Here is a 25008-nt window from a genome sequence, read left to right on the forward strand (position 1 = left end):
TTGTTGAATAGTCAACAGTTTGAAGTGTCGGTGTGGAAATCGTCAACTGGGGAAGAGGAATGCCGATGGAGGCGTTGGAGATATGCAGGCGGCCGGTCGTGCTGTTCGATTTTGACGGCACGGTGGCAGATACGGGCCGGGCGGTGATGACCTCGACACGCAAAACGTTGGCCGCGCGCGGGTTTTCGGAGGCGCAGATGGGTGATCTGCGCCGCATGATCGGGCCGCCCCTGTGGAAGAGCTTCCACGACTTTTACGACTTTACGCGCGAGGAGTCGCTCGTGGTGGCCGACGAGTACCGTGCCTATTTTGACGAGCTGGGTCCGGAGGAGTATCCCGTGTTCGACGGAATCCCCGAGCTGCTCGATGGCTTGGCGGCGCAGGGTCATCGCATGGCCGTCGCGACGTCGCGTATGGAGGCAAAGTGCATTGACATGGTGCATGAGCTGGGTCTTTCTCAGTTCGAAGCCGTGGTTGGCATGAATCCTCCGCAGGGGCGCGAGACCAAGGCCGATTCGGTCCGCGATGCCCTGGCGGCGCTCGGTGCAACGGCCGACGATGCCGTGATGATCGGCGATCGCTTTAACGACGTCGAGGGCGCGCACGCGATGGGCGTGCCGTGCATCGGCATCTATTCGGGCGCGGCGGCGCCGGGTGAGCATGAAGCGACGGGTGCCGATGCGGTGGTGCACTCGGTGGCTGAGCTTGCTAAACTTTTCTCTATCTAGGAACTAAATGTGAGGGGCGGGTACGCTTGCCGCTCATTGGTAAGGAGGTCGTCCATGAATCAGGTGGAGCAGAGCGTCGCCGAGTATGTCGACGAGGTCTGGGAGGATGTCGTCGCCGATATCGAGCAGCTGGTGAGTTATCCGTCCGTGGCAGTTTCTGCCGATGCGGAGCCCGGCGCGCCGTTTGGCCGCCCGGTCCGTGATGCGCTCGATTGCGCGCTCGGCATTGCGCAGAAGCTCGGCTATCAGACGAGCGACGACGAGGGCTATGTGGGAATCGCCGATATTCCGGGCCGCGGCGACAAGCAGCTCGCGACTATCTGCCACGTGGACGTGGTTCCCGCCGGCCCTGGCTGGAACACCGACCCGTTCGCCATGGAGCGCCGCGAGGGCTGGCTGCTCGGTCGCGGCGTGATTGACGACAAGGGCCCGGCAGTGCTGTCGCTCTACGCCGGCGCTTACCTTCTCAAGCACGGCATTGTTCCGCGCTACACCTTCCGCGCACTGCTGGGCTGCGATGAGGAAGTGGGCATGTCCGACGTTCACCATTATCTGGAGAACCACGCGAACCCCGACTTTCTGTTTACGCCCGATGCCGAGTTCCCGGTCTGTAATGCCGAGAAGGGCCAGTTTGGGGCGACATTTGTGAGCTCCAAGATCGACGGCGGGCGCATTGTGTCCTTGAGCGGTGCCGAGGCGAGCAACGCTATTCCGTCGCAGTCTATCTGCGAGCTTGCGATTGCCGCCGATGAGCTGCCGGCGCCCGTTGAGAACGCCGACCGCCTGGAGATCACGGCGCTCGATAACGGGCATGCGCAGATTTTCGCCCACGGCATTGGCGGTCATGCCTCGATGCCAGAGGGAACGATCAACGCCGTCGGGCTGATCGTGGCGTATCTGCGCGAGGCCGAGGACGCGTTTGGCGCCCGTGACGAGCGCTTGCTGACGCCTGCCGAGCACGAGTTTGTCAAGTTTCTGGCCTTTGTACATGCGGACACCTATGGCCGCGGCCTGGGTATCGACGCGACGAGTCCGGCGTTTGGCCCGCTCACGTGCAACCCCGGTGTCATCCGCGTGTTGGATGGCCACATTGAGCAGGTCATTGACGTGCGTTTCCCCGACAGCACGAGTGCCGATACCATCCGCGAGCAGCTCGAGCCGCTCGTGGGCCGCTTTGGCGTGACGTGCCGTGTGGGTCGTGCCAAGGTGCCGTTCTCGGTCTCTGCCGACGATCCGGCCGTGAAGGCGCTTATCGATACCTATAACGAGTTTACGGGCAAGCATGCTGAGCCCTTTGCCATGGGCGGCGGCACGTACGCGCGCAACTTTGCCCGCGCCGTGTCGTTTGGCCCCGAGGAGACCGGCCTGGAGCTGCCCGCGTGGGGCGGCCAGATGCACGGCCCCAACGAGTGCGCCAACGAGGAACAGCTCAAGCAGGCGCTCAAGATTTATATCGTGGCGATCCTGCGCTTGAATGAGCTTGAGCTTTAAGGCTGCGGCGTTTTAACAACTTAGCACCCCTTTCGTCCGGGCTTTTTAAGTTGCGGTGGAATAGTTCCTAAAAGAGGCTGCCTGATGGCCAAACAGGAACTATTTCACCGCAACTTCGTTTTCATTGGTGTAAAAGGTGTGCCATGTTCGACGCTGGATTGTTATCCGTTTGTAAAGGCTGGGCAGAGCTTGCGGTAAGGGTCTATCAGATGCCCGTAAGAAACCGCAGTTGGCGCGGGCGCTGCCCGATCGGGGCCGTATCTTTCCAAACAGCAAAGCGGGCAGGGTGCCCGCGAGTCGCATGTATGAAAGGAAGATCATGCTCGATCAGGCTTATTCTCGTCGTCAGTTCCTCGGCCTCGCTGGTGGTCTTGCCAGCATCGTCGGTCTCGGTCTCGTTGGTTGCGGTGGCTCCAACGCCGCCAACACCGCTGCTGAGGGCAGTGCCGCTGCTGCCGAGTCCGTCTCGGGCGAGGTGACCTACGACGGCGCTTCCTCGTTCCAGGCTCTCGTCGAGGCTGCTGCCGAGAAGTTCATGGATGCCAACCCGGACGTCTCCGTCTCCGGTTCGGGTAACGGTTCGGGCAAGGGCCTGACCGCTGTCGCCGCCGGCACCGTCACCATCGGTAACTCCGACGTCTTCGCCGAGACCAAGCTCGAGGCCGATCAGGTCAAAAACCTCGTCGACCACGAGGTCGCCGTCGTGGGCATGGGCCCCGTCGTCTCCAAGAACGTCAAGGTCGACGACCTGTCCCTCGAGCAGCTCAAGGGTATCTTCTCCGGCCAGATCACCAACTGGAAGGAGGTCGGCGGCGACGACGCCAAGATCGTCGTTCTCAATCGCAAGGCCGGCTCCGGCACCCGCGCCACCTTCGAGGCCGCCGTCTTTGGCGACGAGGCCGTCGACTTTAAGGGCGACGCCGAGCTCGACAAGTCCGGCGATGTCCAGACTCAGATGGGCAGCACCGACAACGCCATCTCCTACCTCGACTTCTCGCACTTCGATGACTCCAAGTTCAACGCCATCATGGTCGAGGGCGTCGAGCCCAAGAGCACAAACGTCACCGACGACTCCTTCAAGATCTGGGCGACCGAGCACATGTACTGTGCTAAGGACGCCGACGAGGCCACCAAGGCCTTCCTGGAGTTCATGCTTTCCGACGACGTCCAGGGCAAGCTCGTCGAGGAGCAGGGCTTTATTCCCGTTTCTGCCATGAAGGTCGTCAAGGACGCCAGTGGCAAGGTCTCCGCTAAATAAGTAATCGCCCCCGGAAAGGTTTGCAATGGCAAAACAGCTGCCAAAGCGCGAGCTTGAGAACGTGGGCCTGGGCGTCACGGGTGCGTGCGTAGCGCTCGTGACGCTTGTCGTTGCCGCGCTCATCTTTATGGTCGCCCAAAAGGGCCTCTCGGCTTTTTTCAAGGACGGCGTCTCGATCGTCGAGTTTTTTACCGGTACCAAGTGGGACCTGGCCAACACGGCCGAAAACGGCCTGCCCTACACTGGCGCCCTGCCCCTGATCGTCACCTCGTTTGCGGTCATGGTGCTCTCCACGCTCATCGCACTGCCCATCGCCATCGGCTCTGCCATCTTTGCGGTCGAGATTCAGCCTAAGTTTGGCTCCAAGGTTTTTCAGCCGCTCATTGAGCTTTTGACCGGTATTCCCTCGGTCGTCTTTGGCCTGATCGGTTTTCACGTGGTCGTCGGCCTTATGAAGAGCGTTTTCCACGTGAGCACAGGCCTGGGCATCTTGCCCGGCGCCATCGTGCTGGCCGTCATGATTCTGCCGACGATGACCACGCTTTCGGTCGATGGCCTGCGCGCCGTGCCCGATAGCTACCGCCAGGGTTCGCTCGCGCTGGGCTACACCCGCTGGCAGACCATCTGGCACGTGGTGCTCAAGTCCGCCATGCCGTCGCTCATGACCGCAGTCATCCTTGGCATGACCCGCGCCTTTGGCGAGACGCTCGCCGTGCGCATGGTCATTGGCGGCATCGAGGCCATGCCGACGTCGCTGCTGTCGCCGGCGTCTACCATCACCACCACGCTCACCACGTCCATGGCGGTCTATGCCGAGGGCTCGGCCCAGGACGACGTCCTGTGGGCGCTCGGCCTGCTGCTGATGGGCATGAGCCTCATCTTTATCCTGATCATCCATCTCATTGGCCGCAAGGGGGCGAAGGCTCGTGGCTAGCACGCGCATCCATATCGACGAGGCGAGACTCGGGCGTGTCCAAAGGCAAGACCGTATCGCCACGGGCGTGCTGACGGCGATTGTCGCCATCGTCATGCTTATCGTCGTCTCCATGGTGGCCTACATCCTGTTCGAGGGCATCTCGACGCTGTTCCAGCCGGGCTTTCTCACGCAGCCCGCACGCGCCAACGGAACGCAGGGCGGCGTGCTCTACCAGCTGTTCGACTCGTTCTATCTGCTGCTGATTACCCTGATCATCTCGGTGCCCATCAGCCTGGGCGGCGCGGTCTTCCTAGTTGAATACGCGCCCGACGGTCCCATTCGCGACATCGCCTCGACCGCCATCGAGACGTTGTCTTCGCTGCCCTCCATCGTCGTCGGCATGTTCGGCTTTCTGGTGTTCTCGGTGCAGCTGGGCTGGAAGTACTCCATCATCTCCGGCGCCGTCGCGCTCACCATGTTCAACATCCCCATCCTGGTGCGCGTGATTCAGCAGGCGCTCGAGGACGTGCCGCAGGCCCAGCGCGATGCGTGCCTGGCCATGGGCCTCACTCGCTGGGAGGCCATACTGCACATCCTGATTCCCGAGGCCATGCCCGCCATCGTGACCGGCATCGTGCTTTCGGCCGGCCGCGTGTTTGGCGAGGCCGCGGCGCTGCTCTTTACCTCGGGCATGAGCTCGCCGGTCCGCCTCAACTTCTTGAGCTTTAACCTGTCGAGCCCCACCTGCGCCTGGAACGTGTTCCGTCCCGGCGAGTCGCTGGCCGTGCACATCTACAAGATCTATGGCGAGGGCAGCCCCGAGGCCCAGCAGATCGTCTGGGGCACCGCGGCACTGCTGATGATTTGCGTGCTGCTGTTTAACGTAGTCGCCCGTATCGTGGGCAAGCAACTGGCAAGGAAGATGACGGCCGAATGAGCGATATGAATGCAACGCCCGCAACCGAGGCGGCCACGTCCGACACCCAGGACTTTCTGTCGAGCGTGGGGGAGAGCGAGAGGCGCGTGCGCGTGAGCGGCAAGGCCGTGAGCGACGAGGTCGTGCTCTCCGCCAAGGACGTCAACGTGTACTATGGCGACCACCATGCGCTGCACAATACGTCGCTCGACTTCCACAAGGGTGAGATCACGGCGCTCATCGGGCCTTCGGGCTGCGGCAAGTCGACCTTCTTGCGTAGCCTCAACCTGATGAATCGCGAGATTCGCCGCTGTCGCGTGGAGGGCGAGATCAACTACCGCGGGCGCAACGTGAACACCAAGACCGAGAACACGTACGAGCTGCGTCGCTCCATCGGCATGGTGTTCCAGCAGCCCAACCCCTTCCGCAAGTCCATTCGCGACAACATCACCTTTGCGCCCAAGCGCCACGGCATCACCGACCGTGACGAGCTCGACCGCATGGTCGAGGAAAGTCTGCGCGGTGCCGCGCTGTGGGACGAGGTCAAAGACAAGCTCGACAAGAGCGCCTACGCGCTTTCGGGCGGTCAGCAGCAGCGTCTGTGCATTGCGCGCACGCTGGCGCTCAACCCCGACGTGATCCTGTTCGACGAGCCCTGCTCGGCGCTCGACCCCATCTCGACGTTGGCGATCGAGGACCTGATGTCGTCGATCGTTGCCGACCGTGCCATCGTCATCGTGACGCACAACATGGAGCAGGCGTCGCGCGTGTCCAACCGCACGGCGTTCTTCTACATGAGCGATATGGTCGAGTACGACGAGACCGACGAGATTTTCCAACGGCCCAAGGATAAGCGGCTGAATGATTACCTCACCGGTATGTTCTCCTAGTCCGGGACATGCTTGAGGCCCGCGGCGGCCACGGTTGTCGCGGGACTGATTGGAGAGGCGGGTCATCTCTTTTGCGAGATGGCCCGCCTTTTTGCTCTGCGACCGAAACGACCACCACAAAGGGGACAGGCACCTTCGTGGTGGTTTGGGGTGGGGCTCGCTGCTATCATGGACAACGTTGAATTTCTACGAAGGAGCAGGGCATATGGCGATTCTTTTGGGATGCGATTCCATCAGCCTAGAGTTTCCCACCAAGCATATTTTCGATAGCGTGACGCTCGGCGTGGGCGAGGGCGACCGCATTGGTATCATCGGTAAAAACGGCGACGGCAAGTCGACGCTGCTGAGTGTACTCGCCGGCACGCTGGAACCCGACGACGGCCGCGTGACGCACCGCCGCGGCACGACGATCGGTCTGCTCGGCCAAAAGGACAACCTGGTCGATACCGACACCGTGCATCATGCCGTCGTGGGCGACGCGCCCGAGTATGAGTGGGCGTCGAGTCCGCGTACGCGCCAGATTCTGGCCGGCCTCATCAGCGATGTGCCCTGGGAAGGCACAGTGGGCGAGCTTTCGGGCGGCCAGCGCCGTCGCGTGGACCTCGCGCGCCTGCTGATCGGCGACTACGACGTGCTCATGCTCGACGAGCCCACCAACCACCTGGACATGCGTACCATCAACTGGCTTGCGCGTCACTTAAAGGCCCGCTGGCAGCGCGGTCAGGGCGCCATGCTCGTGGTCACGCACGATCGCTGGTTCTTGGACGAGGTCTGCACCAGCATGTGGGAGGTCCACGACGGCCAGGTCGATCCCTTCGAGGGCGGCTACTCGGCATACATCCTGCAGCGCGTGGAGCGCGACCGCATGGCCGCCGTCACCGAGGAGCGCCGCCGCAACATGGCGCGCAAGGAGCTCGCGTGGCTGAGCCGCGGCGCCCAGGCCCGTTCCACCAAGCCCAAGTTTCGCGTGGATGCCGCTCGCGAGCTGATCGCCGACGTGCCGCCCGTGCGTGACGAGCTGGAGCTCAAGCGCCTGGCCGTGAGCCGCCTGGGCAAGCAGGTTATCGATGTGGTCGACGTGGACGCCGGCTATGCGGATGCCGATGGCACGTCCAAACAGGTGCTCACCGATGTGACCTGGCTCATCGGCGCGGGCGACCGCTATGGTCTTTTGGGCGAGAACGGCGCCGGCAAGTCGACGCTGCTCGACGTGATCCAGGGCAAGATCGCGCCCCTGCGCGGCCGCGTGAAGATCGGCCAGACGGTGCGCTTTGGCGTGCTGTCGCAGCAGCTCGAGGAGCTCGAACCCTACATGGGCGACACGATCCGCGAGGTGCTCAGCCACTATAAGAAGTACTACGTCATTGACGGCAAGGAGACTTCGCCCGAGAAACTTTGCGAGCGCCTGGGCTTTACGACACAGCAGCTCTGGAGTCGCATCGGCGATCTTTCGGGCGGCCAGCGCCGTCGCCTGTCGCTGCTGCTGACGATCCTGGACGAGCCCAACGTGCTTATCCTGGACGAGCCCGGCAACGACCTGGATACCGATATGCTGGCGATTGTCGAGGACCTGCTCGACGGCTGGCCGGGCACGCTGATCCTGGTGACGCACGACCGTTTCCTCATGGAGCGCGTGACCGACCAGCAGTGGGCGCTGCTCGACGGCCACCTGACGCATATGCCCGGCGGCGTGGACCAGTACCTGCGCCTGTGCAACGCTACCGCCGAGGGCGAGCCCGTGGGCGCGCCGAGTGCCAAGACCGGCACGTTCGACACCGGTGCCGCGGCTGCGACGGCCGATAAGCCCAAGGCGAGCGGTCAGCCCAATGGCCTGTCCAACGCCGAGCGTCAGAAGCTTCGCCGCGAGGTGAGCTCGCTCGAGCGCAAGATGGAGACGCAGCGCGTCCGCGTTGAGGAGGCCGGGGCAGCAATGGCCCAGGTCGATCCCACCAACTACACGGCGCTCGGCGAGCAACAGGCAAAGATCGACGAGGCTCACGCTGCCATGGACGAGCTGGAGATGGCGTGGTTCGAGGCGAGCGAAAAGCTCGAGGGCGAGGAGTAGGCGAGAATGATCAAAGCCGCGTTTTTCGATATCGACGGTACGCTGCTGAGCTTTAAGACCCACCGGATTCCAGCGTCGGCGCAGCAGGTGCTCGACAGCTTTCGCGAGCAGGGAATTGCGTGCGTGATCGCCACGGGCCGTCCGACCTACCAGATGCCGGACTGGCTGTTCGACCTGGGCTGGGATGCGTACATTACGCTTTCGGGCCAGCACTGTTTTGATGCCGAGGGCGTTTACCGTAGCTGCCCGATCGATCCGGACGACGTTGCGGTGATTGTGGACCAGGTGGCCGAGGGGCGCTACGACTCGCTGTGCATGCAGGGCGAGAACTCGTTTGTGAACCGCCTGTCCGAGCGCGTGGTGACGGCCGGCAACAACGCGGGGATCGTCTACCACGAGGAGCCGTTTGAGCACGCCTTTGAAGCGCCGGTCTACCAGTTTTGCGCCTTTGTGGATCCTGCCGACGAGCATATCGTGACCGATGCGGTGTCGCATTCGCTCACTACGCGCTGGTGCGACCTGTTCTGCGACATTATTCCCGCTAACGGCGGCAAGGACCTGGGCGTGGCAGCGACGCTGGAGCGCCTGGGTGTCGACGCGAGCGAGGCGATCGCCTTTGGCGACGGCGAGAACGACCTGTCGATGTTCTCGGCCGTGGGCACAAGTGTGGCCATGGGCAACGCGCAGGATACCGTGAAGGCCGCAGCGACCTACGTGACGACCGCCGTAGACGACGACGGCATCTACAACGCCGCGAAGCACTTTGGCCTCGTGTAGCTGCGACCCGGCACTTGGGGACGCTCCTTATCTGCCGGCAGCTGGGGACACTCCTTGCGGGGCGTTCCCATTTTGTTTTCATCTCGCACGTTTTGTGAAACGCGGCTAACTTTTTGGTCAATGCAGTAAGACATGGTCAACTTTTGCGGTAAAGTAAGCCAAGGAAAGTATCCAAAGGCTAACTAGCAATCATCGCGAAAGGCGGCCCATGGCCCTACGTGAATCCGGAGAAGACTATCTCGAATCGATCTACGTTCTGTCGGAACGTCAGGGCACCGTGCGCTCGATCGACGTTGCGGAGTACCTCGGCGTAACCAAGGCGAGCGTTTCCAAGGCCATGGCGACGTTGGAAAGCAACGGCTATGTCGAAATGGGCAAGCGCGACGTTCATCTGACGGAGCGTGGTCTGGAGGTCGCTCGCCAAATGTGGGAGCGTCACTGCTTTTTCGTGGGGCTGCTGGAGGATGCGGGTGTTTCGGCTGAGGTCGCGTCGCAAGAGGGCTGCCACATGGAGCACTGCCTGAGCGAGGAAAGCTTCGAGAAGCTGAGGGCGATGCTGGGACGGGACAGCGACCGGGACCAGTAGCCCCGCCAACCAAGTCCAACTCAGACAAGGAACCCCGCCAGCAAGCGATGCCCAAGAACCGCCAGCAACGTTACCGCAGGCCGGGACCACAGGCGCTACAGGTTCTTGACACCCATCGCGCGCATGGCGTTCAGGATAGCGATGATCGCCACGCCCACGTCGCCAAAGACGGCAAGCCACATATTGGCGATGCCCAGCGCTGCCAGCACAAGGATCAGCAGCTTAATGCCCAGCGCAAAGATAATGTTCTGCCAAACAATCGTCATGGTCTTGCGCGCCACGCGGATCGCGCGGGAAATGTTGGACGGCTTGTCGTCCATCAGCACCACGTCGGCGGCCTCGATCGCGGCGTCCGAGCCCATGGCGCCCATGGCAATGCCCACATCGGCGCGCGTAAGCACAGGCGCGTCGTTGATGCCGTCACCGACAAAGGCGAGCTTGCCCTTGCCACTTTCGGCCGCGAGCAACGCCTCAACGCGCTCGACCTTGTCGCCCGGCAGGAGCTGCGCGTGGAACTCGTCGAGACCGAGTTGCTTGGCCACAGACGCTGCAACCTCCTCGCGGTCGCCCGTGAGCATGACGGTTCGGTTGATACCGGCGGCATGCAGGTCGCGAATCGTTTGCTCCGCATCGGCCTTAACGGTGTCTGCAATCACGATGTGGCCGGCGTACACGCCGTCAACGAGCACGTGGAGGATCGTGCCGACAACCTCGCAGTCCGGTGCTTCAACGCCGGCCGTGGCGAGCATCTTGGCGTTGCCAACGACGACGCGCTTGCCGTCGATGGTTGCCGTCACGCCGTGGCCCGCGTCGTTGGCGGAGTCTCTCACGCGCTTGGGGTCGACCTCGCCCTGGTAGGCGTCGCGCACGGACTGCGCGATGGGGTGATCGGAGAACGATTCAGCAAGGGCTGCGACTTCAAGCAACGATTGTTCGGTATGGCCAGCCTCGGGGTGCACCGCGACGACTGAGAACGTGCCGTTGGTGAGGGTGCCCGTTTTGTCGAAGACGACGGTGTCCACGTCGGCGAGCGTCTCGAGGTAGTTGGAGCCCTTGATGAGAACGCCCAGCTTGGACGCGCCGCCGATGCCGCCAAAGAAACTCAACGGTACGCTGATCACGAGGGCGCACGGGCAGCTGACGACCAGGAAGGTCAGGCCGCGCAGGATCCAATCGGACCAAGCGCCAGTCACCAGGCCGCCGCCAAGCGCGAGCACCGCGGCAGCGCCAGTGACGGCGGGCGTGTAGACGCGGGCGAAGCGCGTGATGAAGTTCTCGGTGCGCGCCTTCTTTTCGCTGGCATTCTCTACGAGTTCCAGGACGCGCGCGACGGTGGATTCGCCAAACGGCTTGGTGGTGCGCACGTGGATGAGGCCCGTCATGTTGATGCAGCCGCTGATGATGTCGTCGCCGGTCTTGGCGGGACGGGGGACTGATTCGCCCGTGAGCGCGGCGGTGTCGAGCTGGGTTTCGCCTTCGACGATGACGCCGTCGAGAGGCACGCGCTCGCCGGGCTTGACCACGATCACGGTGCCGACGGCGATGTCATCGGGAAAGACTTGTTCGAGTGTGCCGTCGGCTTGCTCGACGTTAGCGTAGTCGGGCGCGATGTCCATCATGGCACTGATCGACTTGCGGCTTTTGCCCACGGCGTATGCCTGGAACAGCTCGCCGACCTGGTAGAACAGCATGACGGCGGCGCCTTCGGCCATGTGCGGGTCGGTGTCGGGGAAGAGCACCATGGCAAACGCGCCGATGGTCGCGACGGCCATGAGGAAGCTCTCGTCGAAGGCCTTGCCGCGGCAGATGTTATTGAATGCCTTTTGCAGTACGTCGTAGCCGGCAATCAAAAACGGCACGAGGAACAGCACAAAGCTGGCGTAGATGTCGCCCGGGGTGCCGAATGCGGCGGTGAGGGTGCCGAGCTCATCGAGGGCGTACACCACGGCAAAAATGCCTAGCGCTACCAGGATGCGGTTGCGCTTATGCTCGAGTGACTCTTTTTTCTTGCGCTTCTTCTTTTCCTTTTTGGGGTCGGCGGTGGCCATGACTCGTATCCTCCCATTTGAATGTATGAACACTCGCTCATATAATTTCGCGAGCAAAGGCCGCGGCAAGCGCGGCCTTGCAGGTTGGCGTAAACCTGGGCTAGAGAATGATCTCGCAGTCCGGCTCGGCATCGGCGGTGAACTCAACGACGCGGTCCAGGACCTCGTCGAACTCGGCGTCGTCGGCCTCGAGCGTCAGCTTCTGGGTCATAAAGTTGACCGAAACGGACTTGACGCCATCGAGCTTAGCCAGCTCGTCCTGAAGTTCACGCGCGCAGTTGGCGCAATCGATCTCGTCGAGCTTAAACTGCTTTTTCATGGTGGGTTCCTTTCCCTGTGTTAGCGGTCTGGGTGCCGGCCGCGCTGATACCGTGGTTGATTGCTATTCGCAGATATGGCTCATGCCCTGGTTGAGCATGGTGTAGACATGATCGTCGGCGAGCGAGTAGAGAATGTTGCGGCCGTCGCGGCGGAACTTGACCAGGTGCGACTGCTTAAGCGTGCGCAGCTGGTGCGACACCGCAGACTGCGAGGTCGCGGTCGCTTCGGCGATGTCAGCCACGCAGAGCTCGCGACCCATGAGGGCATAGAGAATCTTGATGCGTGTGGTGTCGCTGAAGACCTTGAACAGGTCGGCCAGGTCGTACAACAGCTCCTCGTCGGGAAGGTCCTCGGGCGAGCAGCTGGTGGGAATCACGGGCTCGGTGGCCTCGATGTCGGGTTTCGTTTCATCAACGCGGATGCTCATTGCAATATCCTTTCATATGAACATGCGCTCATATAACTTACTTCCGATTATATGAGCGCATGTTCATATGTCAATACAATTTACGTTAATTTCGATGACTGCTTGCCGCCTCTGTGATTTTCTGCGGGTTGGGAGACATCGACGCAATGCTCGCCAACATATTTCGAGATGTTCGGCCAGCATGCTAAGAAAGCCACCTTGAGAAGCATTAGAACTGTTCATATTTGTACTTTATCGTGTTGAATACCGCGAGAATCAGTTCTTCCTCTACGGGAGTTCCTGCAGAATCAGTTTTATCTAAAGTTATATTGAGCATTGCTGCAGCCAATCTGGCACATCGGTGGCCGAATAAGTCGAAAAATGTAGGTGGACATCCGCAGAGATCGCCTTTAGAAGAGCGAATTCTCAATTAGATCAATAATCGTGTCGTCTTCCGTGCGGTTTTCATCGATTTTTGCGAACATGTCGCATTCCCAAGGCCCATTGATTTCCTCAGCAAGGGCCCCGACGTGTTGCATGTCGTCGGGTTCTGGTACATCGTTGATGCTCGGGTCATCAGCTTGCGGATATTGGCTTGCAATTTCGCGCTTGGCGGCCTCTTCTTCTTTGAGTGTCTCCAGGACGCGGCGACCGTATTCGAAGTAGCGCCGCAAGACAAATTGACGAAGAGTTTCTTGCAGGATGGCGAAGTTATCCGGGAGTCGACCGGGCCATATCTTCTCGCGAATGCGAATCGCTTCCATGACCCGCCTAAAAGCGGACTGCTTGAAAAACGAATGACGACTAACTGTGATAACGGCATATCCCATGTTTCGCAGCGTGTTTCGGCGTTCCTCGTCAATTGATTGCTGTTCGGGCTCGTCGTGGTAAAAGCCGTTGTATTCGATATCGGTCATCGAATTTTCGAGCAGCGCGTCGAGGTAGAAAACCGTCCGTCGCGTTAGGGCGGCGTATCTTTTGGGGACTGGGATCGGATAGTCCGTTTTGATAGCGCGTATGGCTAAGCCACCCATTGACTTGGGCATTGTCAGCATCATGACAAACGCCGTTTCGAGTGGGGAGCGACAGCCTTCGCGTACATAAGAAAGTGCCTTAAGTGCTTTATTAGATCCACGATACCCCGATGCCTCTGAAAAGAAGGCTCTGAGCTCTTCAACGCTGGTTAGGGCTGGGCGCTCGCGATATTGAGTTTCGTCGGACGTTCCAAGCGCGTAGGAGCCGCAGATTTCAAAGTAATACTCAACGAGCTCCGAAAGGTTGAGGTCGGCTGCTGCTTCTAACGCGCACAGCTTGATATCGACGATGTAGACGTTCGGCTCGAGTTCTAGGTAGCTTTCTGCATCAAACGTATAGCGCGTGCAGTGGCAGATGCAGCCCTTGCGGTGCCTTTTGGCATTATTGGAAAACGTCAGCACATGGATGCTTTCAGAATCGGCATTCTTTCTGTTGAGCCATGCTCGCGCCGCTTCCAGGTTGGACGTGGTCGGCGCAGACACCTTGATCTTTTCCATAGATATGGGATCGGTCGCGTGGCTTGCGAGCGAGTTGACTGTTTGGTATACAGCGCGTGCCGTGGTATGTGACAGAACGATTCCCATACGCGCATGATGGCATAGCGGACGCCATATACGCTCGAAACTTCGGGCAACGGTATTGGGGCGCGGCTTATCTTCTGCGAACGGTGGGTTTTTGAGCTGTCGTATTGAGGGGGGGCAGCTTCGGCTGGGGAGGTTTCTGTCGGCTGCCCCATTTTGGTGAACTTTAGTTGCGGATTCGTAGCTTCTAAGCGTTTTTGCCGACCGCTCAGATGCCTCACCAACATAATTTGAGTTATTCGGCCTTATCCTATACGAATGGTGCGATCGCAACGTCCTATTCGAATTGATTCAGGTAGATTTATAGGGCTTGGTTGCGAAATTGGGGCGACTATAGCGCTCGATTGCGGTTCAAGGGGCCTTGACTAGTGGTTCAGCTGGCCGAACAACTCGAAAAATGTAGGTGGGCCAACCTGCCGACTATGTGAAGCACGCGTATTTGCTCGTTTTGATGAAAACTAGGGTGCAGCCATAAGGCTGCGCCCTAGTTTACTGCGTGCCGGTGTGCCCAGACGGATTGCGCTGTGCCTGGCAGGCGCTCCCGCAGATGGATCGGTTATTTCGCGAATAGGTTCTTGAGGTTGAACTCGGCTTGGACGGTGCGGAGCATGAGGTCGGTGTCGTCCAAGCCCAGGTGCTGCTCGTTGGCGTCGGCGGCGAGGGTTCCACGGCGGCGCGCCCAGTTCTCGAGCGCGGCTGGGGCGGACTCGCGGGGGAGCGAGCGCACGTCGGCGTCCAGGCTGCGGCAGATCTGGCGCGAGTCGATGACGATGATCTTGCCGGCGCGGCGTGCCTCGGCGTAGCCGTCCAGGTGGATCTTGAACCAGCTGTCCTCAAACGCGGCGTTGTGTGCCATGTACGGGTACTTCTTCATGAGCTTGAGCAGCTGCTTCTGCAGTTCCTTGTTCTCGCGGAACGGCTTTTTGCCGTCGATGTCGTTCCAGGTGATGTGGTGGATATTCGACAGCGGTACATCCTCGCCGCGGTAGATGTCGGGCAGGCCACAGTAGTGCGCCTCGGCGTCGTGCGGGATGGCGTCGCTGGTGAGTTCCATGATCTCCCAGCCGACGTTGATGATATAACCGCGTTCGGGTGCACGGCCGGTGGTCTCGATGTCGACACCGAGCACGGTGCCCTGGATGGGCTTGCGGGCGTAGGCCACGCCGAGCGCGTCGCGGTCACCGCGGATCTCGCGCATAACGGACGCGGCGGTGCGCTTTTGCATTTTGCCGATGGCGGCGCAGGTGTCGGCGTCGGACAGGCCGCGCGAGAGCATCGCGGGCGTCACATTGCGCAGGCGTGCCTCCCCAATCTGGTCGCAAAGGTCGCGGTTGCGGTCGGCCAGGTCGCGCACGGTGGCAAAGTCGAAGCCGGGGTCGTCCTCGGCAGTAAAATACTCGGTCTCGAGCACCTTGAGGGCCTCTTCGCCCTTCTGGCGTTCGGACTCCATGGCACCGTGGTCGCCATAGATAAACATGGGAATAAACGGCTGGCGCTCGTATTCAAGTGCTTGCGAAACGTTCATAGGCTGCTCCTTGGACGGGCCGCGTCGCGCGGCTCGGGGTTACTGAGTTGTGGCGAGATGATAGTTTACCATGGGCAACTATTGGCACCGCGCCCGGGACAACTACAATACCCTAGTTGACCGCTAGGACTTTTACAATGCTGCCGAAAGACACGAAAGGTTCCATCCGTCATGGATTTACTGATTGATATTCTGCTCGACGCCGGCAAGGACACGCTGTCGCTGGTGCCGTTTTTGTTGGTGACGTATCTTGCTCTCGAGACACTTGAGCACGTTGCGGGCGACCGCGTCAACGGCGCTATCAAGCGCGCCGGCGCTGCGGGTCCCGTGGTTGGCTCGCTGCTGGGCATTGTGCCGCAGTGCGGATTTTCGGCCATGGCAGCAACGCTGTACGCCGGCCGTGTCGTGACCTTGGGCACGTTGGTGGCGGTGTTCCTTTCGACCTCCGACGAGATGCTGCCGCTGCTACTTGCCGAGCAGGTTCCCGTGCAGACTATGGCGATGCTTTTGGCTTCGAAAGCGCTTATCGCACTGGTCACGGGCTTTATCGTAGATGCCGCCATTCGCGGTCTGCGTCGCAACGCCCGCGCGCATGCGGCGATTCGTCGTACCGTGTTGGGGACCACTGTCAATCCGGCGCACGTTAACTGCGCGCATGACGACCACAGCGGCGGTGACATCATCGACGAGGTGGCCGAGGCGGGCGTGGGCGCCGACCACATCCACGAGTTATGCGAGCGCGACCATTGCGGTTGCGATGAAGACGAGGACGAGCGCGAACACGGACACGGACATGGCCACGATCACGGTCATGAGGGCGATCATGAACACCATCATGGCCACGGTCACTCCCACTCACAAGAAGGTGCGCCCGTCGTGTCGATTATCCGCAGCGCGATCTCTCACACCGTGCAGGTTTCGGTATTCATTTTTCTAGTGACGTTGATTCTGGTTGCCGTGCTCGAGACGTTCGGCGAATCGGCGATTGAGCAGTTCCTGCGCGGTAACGAGACGCTTGCGGTCCTGGGCTCGGCACTCGTCGGCCTGATCCCCAACTGCTCGGCCAGCGTCGTCATCACGCAGCTGTACCTGGAAGGCGCGCTGCAGCTGGCACCGATGCTCGCCGGCACGCTTATCTCCGCTGGCGTGGGCTACCTGGTGCTGTTCCGCACCAACCGCAGCGCCCGCGAAAACGCTGTGTTTCTGATCATGATGTATATCATCGGCGCGGGCTGGGGCCTTATCCTTTCCGCCTTTGGGTTCTAAGTGGATGTTTGGGGCATGCCGTAAAACTAGGACATGCCATAAAATCCACCGCCATGACTTGGGCGTTTGCGCGTCAATCGCCAAAACAAAAAGGTAGATTTTTAGGCATGTCCCAAAAATCTACCTTGGTTAGTGCAGCAACTCGGTGAGGTTGCGTTTAAAGCGGGCGCGGTCTTCGCTGGTAAATGCTGCCGGACCGCGAGTGCGTCCGCCGGCGCGGCGTACCTTCTTTTCCTCGTGGCGAATAAACAGCTGCATGTCGATGGTTGCTTTGTCGTAGACGCGCCCGCGCACACCGATAGCGGCGGCATCGCGCCCGAGCACCATGCTCGCCAAGCCAATGTCCTGCGTCACGACCACGTCGCCCGCCTGCAGGCGTTCGACAATGGCAAAGTCGGCGCTGTCGGCGCCCACGCTCACGTCGAGCGTCGTGACCCAAAAGCCGCGTCGCGCGTGCTCGGCATCGCGCGGGTCGTCGCGGCGAATGTGCCGTTCCAGGTTTTGCGTGCTGTTGCCGGCGATAACAACGGCGACGCCCGCCCGCCGCGCGCAGTCAATCGACTCGCGCGTGACCGGGCAGGCGTCGGCATCAATAAAGAGCGTTCGCGGCATCTAGTGCACCAGTTTGCCAAATTGAATAGCGCGAACAATCAGCGTTACGCCAAACACCAGCAGCGCGGCGCCGCTAAAGATGACGAGCATCTTGGCCGACCACAGCGGATAGATAAACACGAACATGCCGGCGATGATGGAAAGTGCGCCGCTCAGGATGGCGAGGGCGCGGTTGGACGAAAGCTCGGACTCCAGAATGGACATGACACCTTCGACAATCCAGCCAAAGCCGGCCACGATAACCACCATCGTGGTGAGCGTCGCGGTCGAGAAGGCCTGGTTGCGCAGGATTATGACGCCGCCCAAGATAATGAGTAGGTTGGAGATGATGCTCGTCACGCGCCAGCCGGTGGGCAGCAGCGGCTCAAAAATGGCAGTGAACAGTCTGATGGCAGCAGTGATTACAAAGTAAAAACCCAGGACGGTCGTCAAAAAGACGAGGGACTTGGCGGGTGCAAAAAGCAGCGCGATACCAGCAATGAGTGCTAAGACGCCCGTGATGGCGTAGATCCAGCGTACGGCCTTGACGGCTTTGCCCGCCATGCTTTTCTCGTCAAATCCAAACTGGCTCGATTTTTGGTCATCGTTCTTAAAGATGCCCATAATGTCTCCTTTCCGTGCGGCGTAAGCCTTGATCGTCACAACCAGTATCGCCTAAAGGCGCTGGCGTATGGGTCGGGGAAGGCGAAACGTAACCCAAAGGTCCCGAATTGTTCCCGTTGTTCCCCACGTCGCGATTTTCTATTCAACAGGTGTAGAACATTGCAGCCCTGTTCGTTATTGCCTACGTTTTAGGTTAGATTTTCCTAAGGACAATTGGCTTGTATTGGGGGTTCCTATGAACGAAGCAGTTCCCGAGGCACCGTCGAGTGTCGAATCGATGGCAGGGCAGGGTTGCGAAAAGCTCGGCTTGGACGCGTTTGATGCGCTGGTCCGTCGTGCCCGTACGTGCCGCCGTTTTGACGAGTCTATGCGCGTGCCGCGCGAGTTTTTGCTTGAGCTGGCGGAGCTGGCGCACCTGACCCCGTGTGGTGCCAATGCTCAGCGTCTTCGTTTTCATGTGGTGAGCGGTGCCGAGGATTGCGTGCGTGTATTTGATGAGCTTGCATGGGCCGGCGCGTTTAAGGATTGGCCGGGTCCTGCCGAGGGCGAGCGCCCGACCGGCTATATCGCGATTCTGGCCGAGCGCGCCGTTCCGGGCAAGCCTGCCGCTCCCATTACCGAGGTCGACACGGGCATTGCCGCGCAGACGATGATGCTCGCCGCCCGCAGCGCCACGCCCGAGGTGGCAGCCTGCATGTTCAAGGCCTTTACGCCCCGCGCGATCGAAGCCATGGGGCTCAATAACGACAAGTATGAGCTCAAGCTGATCATGGCGTTTGGCGTTCCGGCCGAGACACAGGTGATCGATGCGATCGATTCCAACCCCGACGGCTCCATCAATTATTGGCGCGACGAGGCGCAGGTGCACCACGTACCCAAGCGTCCGCTTGCCGACGTGCTGCTGTAGTTGTGCGTCGTTGCGGTGCAATCCGGCGGCAAAATCACCACAAAGGCTCCTGTCCCCTTTGTGGTGGTACGAGGGGAGGGTGTGTGGCAGATCTGTATTTGGTGCGGCATGGGCAGACTGAGCTCAATGTGCAGAGCATTTTGCAGGGCTGGCACGATTCGCCGCTTACGGCGCGCGGGCGCGAGCAGGCGCTGACGGCGCGTACGGCGTTTGCGGCGCGTGGCGTGGCCTTTGATCATGTGTATTCCTCGCCGTTGGGCCGGGCGCGGCATACGGCCGAGCTTATCGTTGGCGAGGGCCGTTCCATTGAGCTGGTCGATGACCTGCGTGAGTGGCATTTTGGCTCGCTGGAGGGCACATCAAATCGCGAGATGCCGCCGCAGCCCTGGGGCGATTATCCGGTGGCCTTTGGCGGCGAGTCGGAAGTGCAGCTTCAGTCGCGCATGGTCGCGGCGCTGTCCCGTATTATGGCCCGGCCGCAGCACGACTGCGTGCTGGCGGTTTCCCACGGCTCAGCCTGCCAGGAGTTTCTTGAGTATGTGACTGGCGGGGGAGAGCTACCCGACAACGGTGCCGTGCTTCATTTTGGCTATTGCGACGGGGCGTTTTCGCTCTTGGGTTGGTAACGAACGAAAGGACCCCTATGAATAAAGATCTGTATCTGGTCCGTCATGGACAGACGATATTCAACCTTAAGCGTATCATTCAGGGGTGGAGTGACTCGCCGCTTACGCAGTTGGGTTGCGACCAGGCGGCGCGCGCCGGCATGTTTTTACGTGCGCGCGGCATTGAGCCCGATCATGCCTACACCTCTACGCTTCATCGCACCGAGCAGACTATCGCCAACTTGTGGCCGGGCTTGGCGTACGAGCGCCTGGACGGCCTGCGTGAGTGGTTCTTTGGCGACTTTGAGGCCGAGCGCGTGATGCTTATGCCCGAGCGCCCGTGGCGCGACTTCTATCGGCAGTTTGGCGGCGAGGGCCAGATCCAGGTGCGCACGCGCATGGTGGCGACGCTGACCGATCTTATGCAGCGTCCGGACCATACGTGCGTGCTCGCGGTAAGTCATGGCTCAGCTATCAAGGAGTTTTTGGACCACGTGCGGGGCGCGGCGGCCGACGAGCGCGAACGCGTGCCGGGCAACTGCTCAGTGCTGCATTTTGCGTTTGACGATGCGGCCGATACGTTTGAACTGGTCGAAGTCTTTACGCAGGAAGACTACGCGCGCGAGCTGGGGCTAGAGCCGCTCGTGGCGGCGGCAGGTCCGCAGCGTGGATAACGCTGACGTTGCGGCCCGGTTTACCGGCGTAATTGTTTGATGCGAAAAGGGCGGAGGTGCATGCGTTTGCTGCATCTCCGCCCCTTGTTTGTTTGGATGCTGGGTTTTCCAGCTTAGCGTTTGAGTTCGCTAGAACCGTGAGACCTGGTGAGTGAGCAGACCCGTCGGAACCTGCGGCGCGCTGCCGCTGACCTGCGCGGCGGGGAACAGCACGGCTACAGCAAAGTTGAACGGCTCTTTGCCAGAGTAGGCGCCGGCAGCGCGGGCCTCGTCGGCCAGAATCTGCGATGCCCCAGCCAGTGCGGCGACATAGGCGGAGTCACCGGCGAACACCGGGTCGGGCGCCTGATCGAGCATGGCACGGATGGCGGCAACGGCGTCCTCGCGCTTGACCTCCCACACGCGATGTGTGACGCCCGCGGGATCGGTGACGGCGTAGAGCGATGCGCCCTCTTTGGCAGCGCTCAAAATGATATCCATGACGGGCGACGCCTCGTAGGCGAGCGACACGGGGCGCGGCTGCACCTTGAGCTCGGCGATCGCGCGCGCGGTGGCGAGTGCGTCGATGCTCTCGGCGGCAGCCTCGTCGCCGCCCGTCAGCACGTTAACCGGGCAAATCGCCACGACACCCGTCACGCGTCCCGGCTCTCCGGAGCATTCGTACACGTAATACGCCGCGCCCGGATCTTTGAGCATAAGCCCATCGGTAATCGCGCCGCGCAGGGCTCCGCTGTCACTCAGGATGCTGTCCATCGCAGGCAGCGCCTCGAGCACGCGGTCCTGAGCCGGGCGGATGCAGGGAAACGGAAGAGCTTTCATGGACGGTCCTAACGCGCGAGTCGGTTTGTTCGCGGCTTATTATGCCCCAACTTGGCCGCTTGCGTCCCAGAGCGTGTTATCGGCAAGCGCGATGAGCACGTTTTGGCAGCGAACGATATCGGCATGGGACACATACTCGTTGGGCTTGTGCGCGAGCGCCAACGAGCCGGGGCCGTAGCTCATACAATTGCGGTTGCCTGTCTTGCCGGCAATGACGGCGGTATCGGTGTAGCCGGTAAAGAAGCCGACGGTCGTGTCCGCGTCCGTTACGTCATCGGCGGCACGCTTGAGCGCTGCTAGAAGGGGAGAGTTCGGGTTGCGCTCGATGGCGGGGCGGTCGCCCGTCACGGTGTAGCTGCCATGGCAACCGGGAACGGTGGCTTCGGCGACGGCGATGACATGCTCGACCATATTGATTGCGGCGGCCGTATCGGTCGGCGGGGTCAGGCGCATGTCGACCCAAACTTTGGCGCGGTCGGGTACGACGTAGGGGCGATATCCGCCCTCGATTTGGCCAAACGTGATGGTCGAAGGCCCCAGCTCATCGTGCGCGGGCAGCGCCGCAAACGCGCGACGAAGCGAACGCACGACCTCGGCTATGGCGGCGACGGCGTCGGCGCCCTTCCAAGGCTGGCTTGCATGAGCCGTGACGCCGGCCATCTCGATCTCGAACCACGTACGCCCCTTGTGCGCCACCTGGATCTGTCCGTCGGTGGGTTCGGTGTCCAGCACCCATTCGCGCGAGCCGACCCAGCCAGCATCGATCGCGGCCTCTGAGCCGCGCATGAAGTCTTCCTCGTCGACCGAGCAGATGAGCGAAAAGCCGCGGCGTGGCAGCGCGCCATCCGCCGCCACGCGCTCGAGCGTATGGACCAGTGCGGCAATGGCGCAGGCCAGGCCACCCTTCATATCGCAGGCACCGCGGCCATAGAGTTTATCGTCGCGCACAACCGCCCCAAGCGGTGCGATGTCTGCGTCCCAGCCATCGCCCAAGGTGACGGTATCCATGTGGCAGATATAGATCAGCCGCGGCTCGTCGCTTTGGCCCGGCACGGTGACTTTAAGGTTGCGGCGCCCGGGCAGCACCTCGAGTTCCTCAACCTGCACGGCATGAAGCACCGGATGACTCAACCGCTCCAGCTGAGCCTCAACCAGCGCTTTGATATACCGCTCAATTTCATCCTCATACGCGCCCGGGTCTGAGCTGTCGATCCGCACGAGCTCCTGCGCAAGCCGCCAGGCAAAGTCCTCATCAACCATATGCAACCTCACAATCAGTCTGCTTTCCAAACCGATTGTAAGCCTCTTGAGAGATCCGCGGCGTGCGCGCAGCGGTATTTACCGTTCGCAGGCCGAGCCAGCGCGTTTGCCGTCCAGGCGGGTTTACAAACGACGCGGTGGGTACGTACCCTTCATGGACGACATGCTGTGCGACATATCTGCCTTTCGGTATCACCGGATACCCCCACAGGTCTTGGCAATAATGCCGGACCTGCCCGATTCTGCGGACGATCCGCGCAGGGAGCACCTATGTGAGCATCCGCTCGTCAAGCATTTCCTGGGCACCCCGTTACACGTGTTGGCGCAGGGCGTCTGCGGGCGCAAGGGCGATCGCATTGTCAGGCATGTTTGGAACGGGGAGAGGCCGTTTGATTCCGTGCGGCAGACGGAGTTTGGCCTCGATGTCGCGTCCCCGCTCTTTACCCTGCTGACCCTGGCTTCCTCGGTCTCAAACGAGCGTCTAATCATGTGCATGTATGAGATGTGCGGCACCTTTGCCGTGTGCAAGATTGCGCCTCAGGTAAAGTCGGCACTTGAGCAGGCATATGGGAGCCGATGGAGTGACGCACGGTCGGGCTGGGAAAACGTAAAGGATGTCTCGGGGAATCCAACGGACTTGTGGAAACGACCTCCCTTGATCGAGCTCTCTGAGCTTATAGAGTTCGTCGATAAGGTCCGGGGGCTCCGCGGCGCTAAATCGTTCATACGAGCCGCGAAATGCATTACGGGGGTGGCAGCATCGCCGCTCGAGGTCCAGGCTTCGATGCTGTTTGGCCTTACGAGGTTGCGCGGCGGCGAAGGGCTGAGCCTTACCAATAACGTTGAGATTCGTATGACGCGCAGCGCCCGCCTGATTTCGGGGCTTGATAGGCGCTATGCCGATATCCTGCTGGCAAATAAGGACGGCAGCCGAGAGTGTCTGGTTGAATGCCAAGGTAAAGCCATTCACGGATCCATTGAATACAAGATCTCGGACTCCGATCGAACGACGGCCTTGCAAGCCATGGGATATCCCGTCGTTCTGATGACCTATGGTCAGCTGGCCGACTTCGATGCCTTCCGCGTGGTGATGGAGCTCATCATGTCCTATCTCGATGTGCCGCTGAAAGACAAGACGCCGCGACAGCAGGAGCTCGAACGGCGGCTTCGTGAGGAGATTTTTATCGATTGGGCGGGAATGTAGTCGCGCGGTGGGTAAACGGTAGCGCGAGCTAGAGTTCTGGTCGCAAAAAGGCTTCAATTTTGCCTTGGAGGGACCCTAAAAATGCTATCTAGAATAAGTTGTTTCGGAAAATAGACAGTCAACTTACATTCGGCACATAGAGACCGATTTTTACCTACTAAAGTCCCTGATAAAGCTGTTTATCAAAGCGGGTGTGCTTAGCGACTGGAGCCTCACTATCGATTATCTGAAAAAACTTGTTCCGGGTATCATTTTAAAGTCGTCCGGAGCAACAAAATCGCCCCCCGTTTCGTGAAAACGGGGGGCGAATGGGCTTCGTGGTCTGTCTGGCAGGCTTGGCACCGGCGCTATTTAATCACGCGCACGCGATACATCGACGGAATCTGCTTGAGCGCCTCGATCGTGCTGCCGTCCAGGTGCTCATCGGTGTCGAACATAGTGTAGGCGTTCTCGCCAGCGGACTCGTTGGTCATGCGCTGCACATTGGCGTTGTCCTTGGCGAGAATGGCCGTGATCTGGCCGATCATGTTGGGCACGTTGGCATGCAGGCAGGCAATGCGGCTTGCGGCGCGCGCCTTGCCCATGCTGCAGGCGGGGTAGTTGACGCTGTGCGCGATGTTGCCGTTTTCCAGGTAATCCTTGAGCTCGCTGATGGCCATGTCGGCGCAGTTGGCCTCGGCCTCGCCGGTGCCGGCGCCCGAATGCGTGGTGATAAACGTGTTGGGCATCTTGACGGTCTTGGGCGTGGCAAAGTCGCAGCTAAACCAGCTGAGCTTGCCCGCGCGCAGGGCGGCGTCGACGGCGTCCTCGTCAATGATGGTCTCGCGCGCGTAGTTGATGAGCACGGCGTCCGGGGCCAGCAGGTCGATCTGCTCGGTGCTGATCATGCCGATGGTATCGGCCTTGCTGGGCACGTGCACGGTGAGGTAGTCGCAGCCGCGGCACAGATCCTCGAGCGTGCCCACGCGCTGCACCTCGCGGCTCAGCACCCACGCGTGCTCGACGGAAATGAACGGATCGTAGCCGTAAACGTCCATGCCCAGGTCGACACAGGCGTTGGCGACCTTGGAGCCTACGTTGCCCAGGCCGATGACGCCGATGCGCTTGCCCTTGAGCTCGCGGCCCACAAAGGCCTTCTTGGCCTTCTCGGCATCGACCTGGATCTCGGGGTCGTCGGCGTTGTTGCGCACCCAGTTCATCGACTGCACGACGCCGCGGCTCGAAAGCACCAGCATGCCCAGGACGAGCTCCTTGACGGCGTTGCTGTTGGCACCGGGGGAGTTAAAGACGACGACGCCCTTTCTGGCGTACTCCTCGACGGGGATGTTGTTGACGCCGGCGCCGCAGCGGGCGATGGCGCGGATGCCCTCGGGCAGCTCGTAGCCGTGCAGGTCGGTGGAGCGCATCAGGATAGCGTCGGCCTCCTCGGCGGTGCCCACAAACTCGTAGCCTTCGCCAAACTCGACCTTACCGTCCTTGGTGATGTCGTCGATGGTTTTGATCTTGCGCATGAAA

24 protein-coding genes are annotated in these 25008 nt (G+C 60.8%); 14 read left to right on the forward strand and 10 right to left on the reverse strand.

Translation table 11 applies throughout. The annotated features are described in order from the left end of the window. Positions 1 to 65 precede the first annotated feature (65 nt). The 9 genes from DW913_RS05555 to DW913_RS05595 all read left to right on the forward strand — a co-directional run bounded on the left by DW913_RS05555 (position 66) and on the right by DW913_RS05595 (position 9627). The gene (locus tag DW913_RS05555) at positions 66 to 728 is read left to right on the forward strand and encodes an HAD hydrolase-like protein (RefSeq protein WP_233542007.1); all 663 of its coding nucleotides are present in this window, start codon (positions 66 to 68) and stop codon (positions 726 to 728) included. Between the two features lie 54 nt (positions 729 to 782). Continuing rightward, positions 783 to 2219, forward strand: a complete 1437-nt coding sequence (locus DW913_RS05560) for a M20 family metallopeptidase (protein WP_117797853.1) — start codon at positions 783 to 785, stop codon at positions 2217 to 2219. Positions 2220 to 2538: 319 nt separating this feature from the next. Continuing rightward, complete coding sequence (locus DW913_RS05565) at positions 2539 to 3477, forward strand: phosphate ABC transporter substrate-binding protein (RefSeq protein ID WP_055252648.1); 939 nt, start codon at positions 2539 to 2541, stop codon at positions 3475 to 3477. Positions 3478 to 3502: 25 nt separating this feature from the next. After that, positions 3503 to 4411: a phosphate ABC transporter permease subunit PstC gene (gene pstC / locus DW913_RS05570; protein WP_055252651.1), complete on the forward strand. Its 909-nt coding sequence runs from the start codon at positions 3503 to 3505 to the stop codon at positions 4409 to 4411. After that, positions 4404 to 5330: a phosphate ABC transporter permease PstA gene (gene pstA / locus DW913_RS05575; RefSeq protein ID WP_199580779.1), complete on the forward strand. Its 927-nt coding sequence runs from the start codon at positions 4404 to 4406 to the stop codon at positions 5328 to 5330. The genes pstC and pstA overlap by 8 nt, the downstream gene beginning before the upstream one ends. After that, positions 5327 to 6199, forward strand: coding sequence for a phosphate ABC transporter ATP-binding protein PstB (pstB, locus tag DW913_RS05580; RefSeq protein WP_117797855.1), 873 nt, complete (start codon positions 5327 to 5329; stop codon positions 6197 to 6199). Before pstA ends, pstB begins: the two co-directional genes overlap by 4 nt. 205 nt (positions 6200 to 6404) lie before the next feature. Then, positions 6405 to 8264, forward strand: coding sequence for an ABC-F family ATP-binding cassette domain-containing protein (locus DW913_RS05585; RefSeq protein WP_117797856.1), 1860 nt, complete (start codon positions 6405 to 6407; stop codon positions 8262 to 8264). Between the two features lie 6 nt (positions 8265 to 8270). Next, positions 8271 to 9041 (forward strand): Cof-type HAD-IIB family hydrolase, encoded by a 771-nt coding sequence (locus DW913_RS05590; RefSeq protein ID WP_117797857.1) that lies wholly within the window; start codon positions 8271 to 8273, stop codon positions 9039 to 9041. 208 nt (positions 9042 to 9249) lie between these two features. Further along, positions 9250 to 9627 carry a metal-dependent transcriptional regulator gene (locus tag DW913_RS05595; protein ID WP_117776889.1) on the forward strand — a complete coding sequence of 126 codons (378 nt, stop codon included), beginning with the start codon at positions 9250 to 9252 and terminating at the stop codon, positions 9625 to 9627. A gap of 95 nt (positions 9628 to 9722) precedes the next feature. Here the strand turns inward: DW913_RS05595 and DW913_RS05600 are convergent, their stop codons facing one another. The 5 genes from DW913_RS05600 to DW913_RS05620 all read right to left on the reverse strand — a co-directional run bounded on the left by DW913_RS05600 (position 9723) and on the right by DW913_RS05620 (position 15543). Further along, entirely contained in the window at positions 9723 to 11675 is a 1953-nt protein-coding gene (locus DW913_RS05600) for a heavy metal translocating P-type ATPase (protein WP_117797858.1), read from the reverse strand. A gap of 100 nt (positions 11676 to 11775) precedes the next feature. Further along, positions 11776 to 11994 (reverse strand): cation transporter, encoded by a 219-nt coding sequence (locus tag DW913_RS05605; protein WP_006235433.1) that lies wholly within the window; start codon positions 11992 to 11994, stop codon positions 11776 to 11778. A gap of 63 nt (positions 11995 to 12057) precedes the next feature. Next, a complete protein-coding gene (locus DW913_RS05610; RefSeq protein WP_117634970.1) occupies positions 12058 to 12423 on the reverse strand; it encodes a helix-turn-helix transcriptional regulator in 366 nt (121 codons plus the stop codon). A gap of 389 nt (positions 12424 to 12812) precedes the next feature. Continuing rightward, positions 12813 to 13934 carry a hypothetical protein gene (locus DW913_RS05615; RefSeq protein WP_147349632.1) on the reverse strand — a complete coding sequence of 374 codons (1122 nt, stop codon included), beginning with the start codon at positions 13932 to 13934 and terminating at the stop codon, positions 12813 to 12815. Positions 13935 to 14574: 640 nt separating this feature from the next. Continuing rightward, complete coding sequence (locus tag DW913_RS05620; RefSeq protein ID WP_117797860.1) at positions 14575 to 15543, reverse strand: 3'-5' exonuclease; 969 nt, start codon at positions 15541 to 15543, stop codon at positions 14575 to 14577. Positions 15544 to 15714: 171 nt separating this feature from the next. On the opposite strand from DW913_RS05620, the gene DW913_RS05625 reads away from it, so the two are divergent. After that, positions 15715 to 16809 (forward strand): putative manganese transporter, encoded by a 1095-nt coding sequence (locus tag DW913_RS05625; protein ID WP_117797861.1) that lies wholly within the window; start codon positions 15715 to 15717, stop codon positions 16807 to 16809. Between the two features lie 129 nt (positions 16810 to 16938). Here DW913_RS05625 and DW913_RS05630 read toward each other — a convergent pair whose 3' ends face one another. Further along, on the reverse strand, positions 16939 to 17421 hold the full coding sequence (locus tag DW913_RS05630) for a DUF188 domain-containing protein (protein WP_055252057.1): 483 nt from the start codon (positions 17419 to 17421) through the stop codon (positions 16939 to 16941). Further along, on the reverse strand, positions 17422 to 18024 hold the full coding sequence (locus DW913_RS05635; RefSeq protein ID WP_117797862.1) for an HdeD family acid-resistance protein: 603 nt from the start codon (positions 18022 to 18024) through the stop codon (positions 17422 to 17424). A gap of 235 nt (positions 18025 to 18259) precedes the next feature. Between DW913_RS05635 and DW913_RS05640 the strand changes: the two genes are divergently transcribed. From DW913_RS05640 to DW913_RS05650, 3 genes are all read left to right on the forward strand, one after another. Next, entirely contained in the window at positions 18260 to 18931 is a 672-nt protein-coding gene (locus tag DW913_RS05640) for a nitroreductase family protein (RefSeq protein WP_158566199.1), read from the forward strand. Between the two features lie 83 nt (positions 18932 to 19014). Beyond that, complete coding sequence (locus tag DW913_RS05645) at positions 19015 to 19557, forward strand: histidine phosphatase family protein (protein WP_055252053.1); 543 nt, start codon at positions 19015 to 19017, stop codon at positions 19555 to 19557. Positions 19558 to 19574: 17 nt separating this feature from the next. Beyond that, a complete protein-coding gene (locus DW913_RS05650) occupies positions 19575 to 20210 on the forward strand; it encodes a histidine phosphatase family protein (RefSeq protein WP_117563979.1) in 636 nt (211 codons plus the stop codon). Between the two features lie 129 nt (positions 20211 to 20339). Here DW913_RS05650 and DW913_RS05655 read toward each other — a convergent pair whose 3' ends face one another. Together DW913_RS05655 and DW913_RS05660 are read right to left on the reverse strand one after the other, a co-directional pair. Beyond that, positions 20340 to 21029, reverse strand: coding sequence for a DUF1015 family protein (locus tag DW913_RS05655; RefSeq protein ID WP_117797864.1), 690 nt, complete (start codon positions 21027 to 21029; stop codon positions 20340 to 20342). 39 nt (positions 21030 to 21068) lie between these two features. Continuing rightward, positions 21069 to 22301, reverse strand: coding sequence for a M20 family metallopeptidase (locus DW913_RS05660; protein ID WP_233542008.1), 1233 nt, complete (start codon positions 22299 to 22301; stop codon positions 21069 to 21071). Positions 22302 to 22443: 142 nt separating this feature from the next. Here DW913_RS05660 and DW913_RS05665 point away from each other — a divergent pair, with 142 nt between their 5' ends. After that, the gene (locus DW913_RS05665) at positions 22444 to 23493 is read left to right on the forward strand and encodes a hypothetical protein (RefSeq protein ID WP_117797866.1); all 1050 of its coding nucleotides are present in this window, start codon (positions 22444 to 22446) and stop codon (positions 23491 to 23493) included. Positions 23494 to 23840: 347 nt separating this feature from the next. Here DW913_RS05665 and DW913_RS05670 read toward each other — a convergent pair whose 3' ends face one another. Next, complete coding sequence (locus DW913_RS05670; protein WP_117634994.1) at positions 23841 to 25004, reverse strand: phosphoglycerate dehydrogenase; 1164 nt, start codon at positions 25002 to 25004, stop codon at positions 23841 to 23843. Between the last annotated feature and the right edge of the window lie 4 nt (positions 25005 to 25008).

Source organism: Collinsella sp. AM42-18AC, assembly GCF_003467965.1.
Taxonomy (GTDB): domain Bacteria; phylum Actinomycetota; class Coriobacteriia; order Coriobacteriales; family Coriobacteriaceae; genus Collinsella.

Coding starts and splice junctions, on each gene's coding strand:
- DW913_RS05625 (WP_117797861.1), top strand. CDS start 15,715: ATGGATTTACTGATTGATATTCTGCTCGACGCCGGCAAGGACACGCTG.
- DW913_RS05565 (WP_055252648.1), top strand. CDS start 2,539: ATGCTCGATCAGGCTTATTCTCGTCGTCAGTTCCTCGGCCTCGCTGGT.
- DW913_RS05605 (WP_006235433.1), bottom strand. CDS start 11,994: ATGAAAAAGCAGTTTAAGCTCGACGAGATCGATTGCGCCAACTGCGCG.
- DW913_RS05590 (WP_117797857.1), top strand. CDS start 8,271: ATGATCAAAGCCGCGTTTTTCGATATCGACGGTACGCTGCTGAGCTTT.
- DW913_RS05670 (WP_117634994.1), bottom strand. CDS start 25,004: ATGCGCAAGATCAAAACCATCGACGACATCACCAAGGACGGTAAGGTC.
- DW913_RS05640 (WP_158566199.1), top strand. CDS start 18,260: ATGAACGAAGCAGTTCCCGAGGCACCGTCGAGTGTCGAATCGATGGCA.
- DW913_RS05620 (WP_117797860.1), bottom strand. CDS start 15,543: ATGAACGTTTCGCAAGCACTTGAATACGAGCGCCAGCCGTTTATTCCC.
- DW913_RS05630 (WP_055252057.1), bottom strand. CDS start 17,421: ATGCCGCGAACGCTCTTTATTGATGCCGACGCCTGCCCGGTCACGCGC.
- DW913_RS05610 (WP_117634970.1), bottom strand. CDS start 12,423: ATGAGCATCCGCGTTGATGAAACGAAACCCGACATCGAGGCCACCGAG.
- DW913_RS05585 (WP_117797856.1), top strand. CDS start 6,405: ATGGCGATTCTTTTGGGATGCGATTCCATCAGCCTAGAGTTTCCCACC.
- DW913_RS05635 (WP_117797862.1), bottom strand. CDS start 18,024: ATGGGCATCTTTAAGAACGATGACCAAAAATCGAGCCAGTTTGGATTT.
- DW913_RS05595 (WP_117776889.1), top strand. CDS start 9,250: ATGGCCCTACGTGAATCCGGAGAAGACTATCTCGAATCGATCTACGTT.
- DW913_RS05655 (WP_117797864.1), bottom strand. CDS start 21,029: ATGAAAGCTCTTCCGTTTCCCTGCATCCGCCCGGCTCAGGACCGCGTG.
- DW913_RS05665 (WP_117797866.1), top strand. CDS start 22,444: ATGGACGACATGCTGTGCGACATATCTGCCTTTCGGTATCACCGGATA.
- DW913_RS05600 (WP_117797858.1), bottom strand. CDS start 11,675: ATGGCCACCGCCGACCCCAAAAAGGAAAAGAAGAAGCGCAAGAAAAAA.
- pstB (WP_117797855.1), top strand. CDS start 5,327: ATGAGCGATATGAATGCAACGCCCGCAACCGAGGCGGCCACGTCCGAC.
- DW913_RS05555 (WP_233542007.1), top strand. CDS start 66: ATGGAGGCGTTGGAGATATGCAGGCGGCCGGTCGTGCTGTTCGATTTT.
- DW913_RS05560 (WP_117797853.1), top strand. CDS start 783: ATGAATCAGGTGGAGCAGAGCGTCGCCGAGTATGTCGACGAGGTCTGG.
- DW913_RS05650 (WP_117563979.1), top strand. CDS start 19,575: ATGAATAAAGATCTGTATCTGGTCCGTCATGGACAGACGATATTCAAC.
- pstC (WP_055252651.1), top strand. CDS start 3,503: ATGGCAAAACAGCTGCCAAAGCGCGAGCTTGAGAACGTGGGCCTGGGC.
- DW913_RS05615 (WP_147349632.1), bottom strand. CDS start 13,934: ATGGAAAAGATCAAGGTGTCTGCGCCGACCACGTCCAACCTGGAAGCG.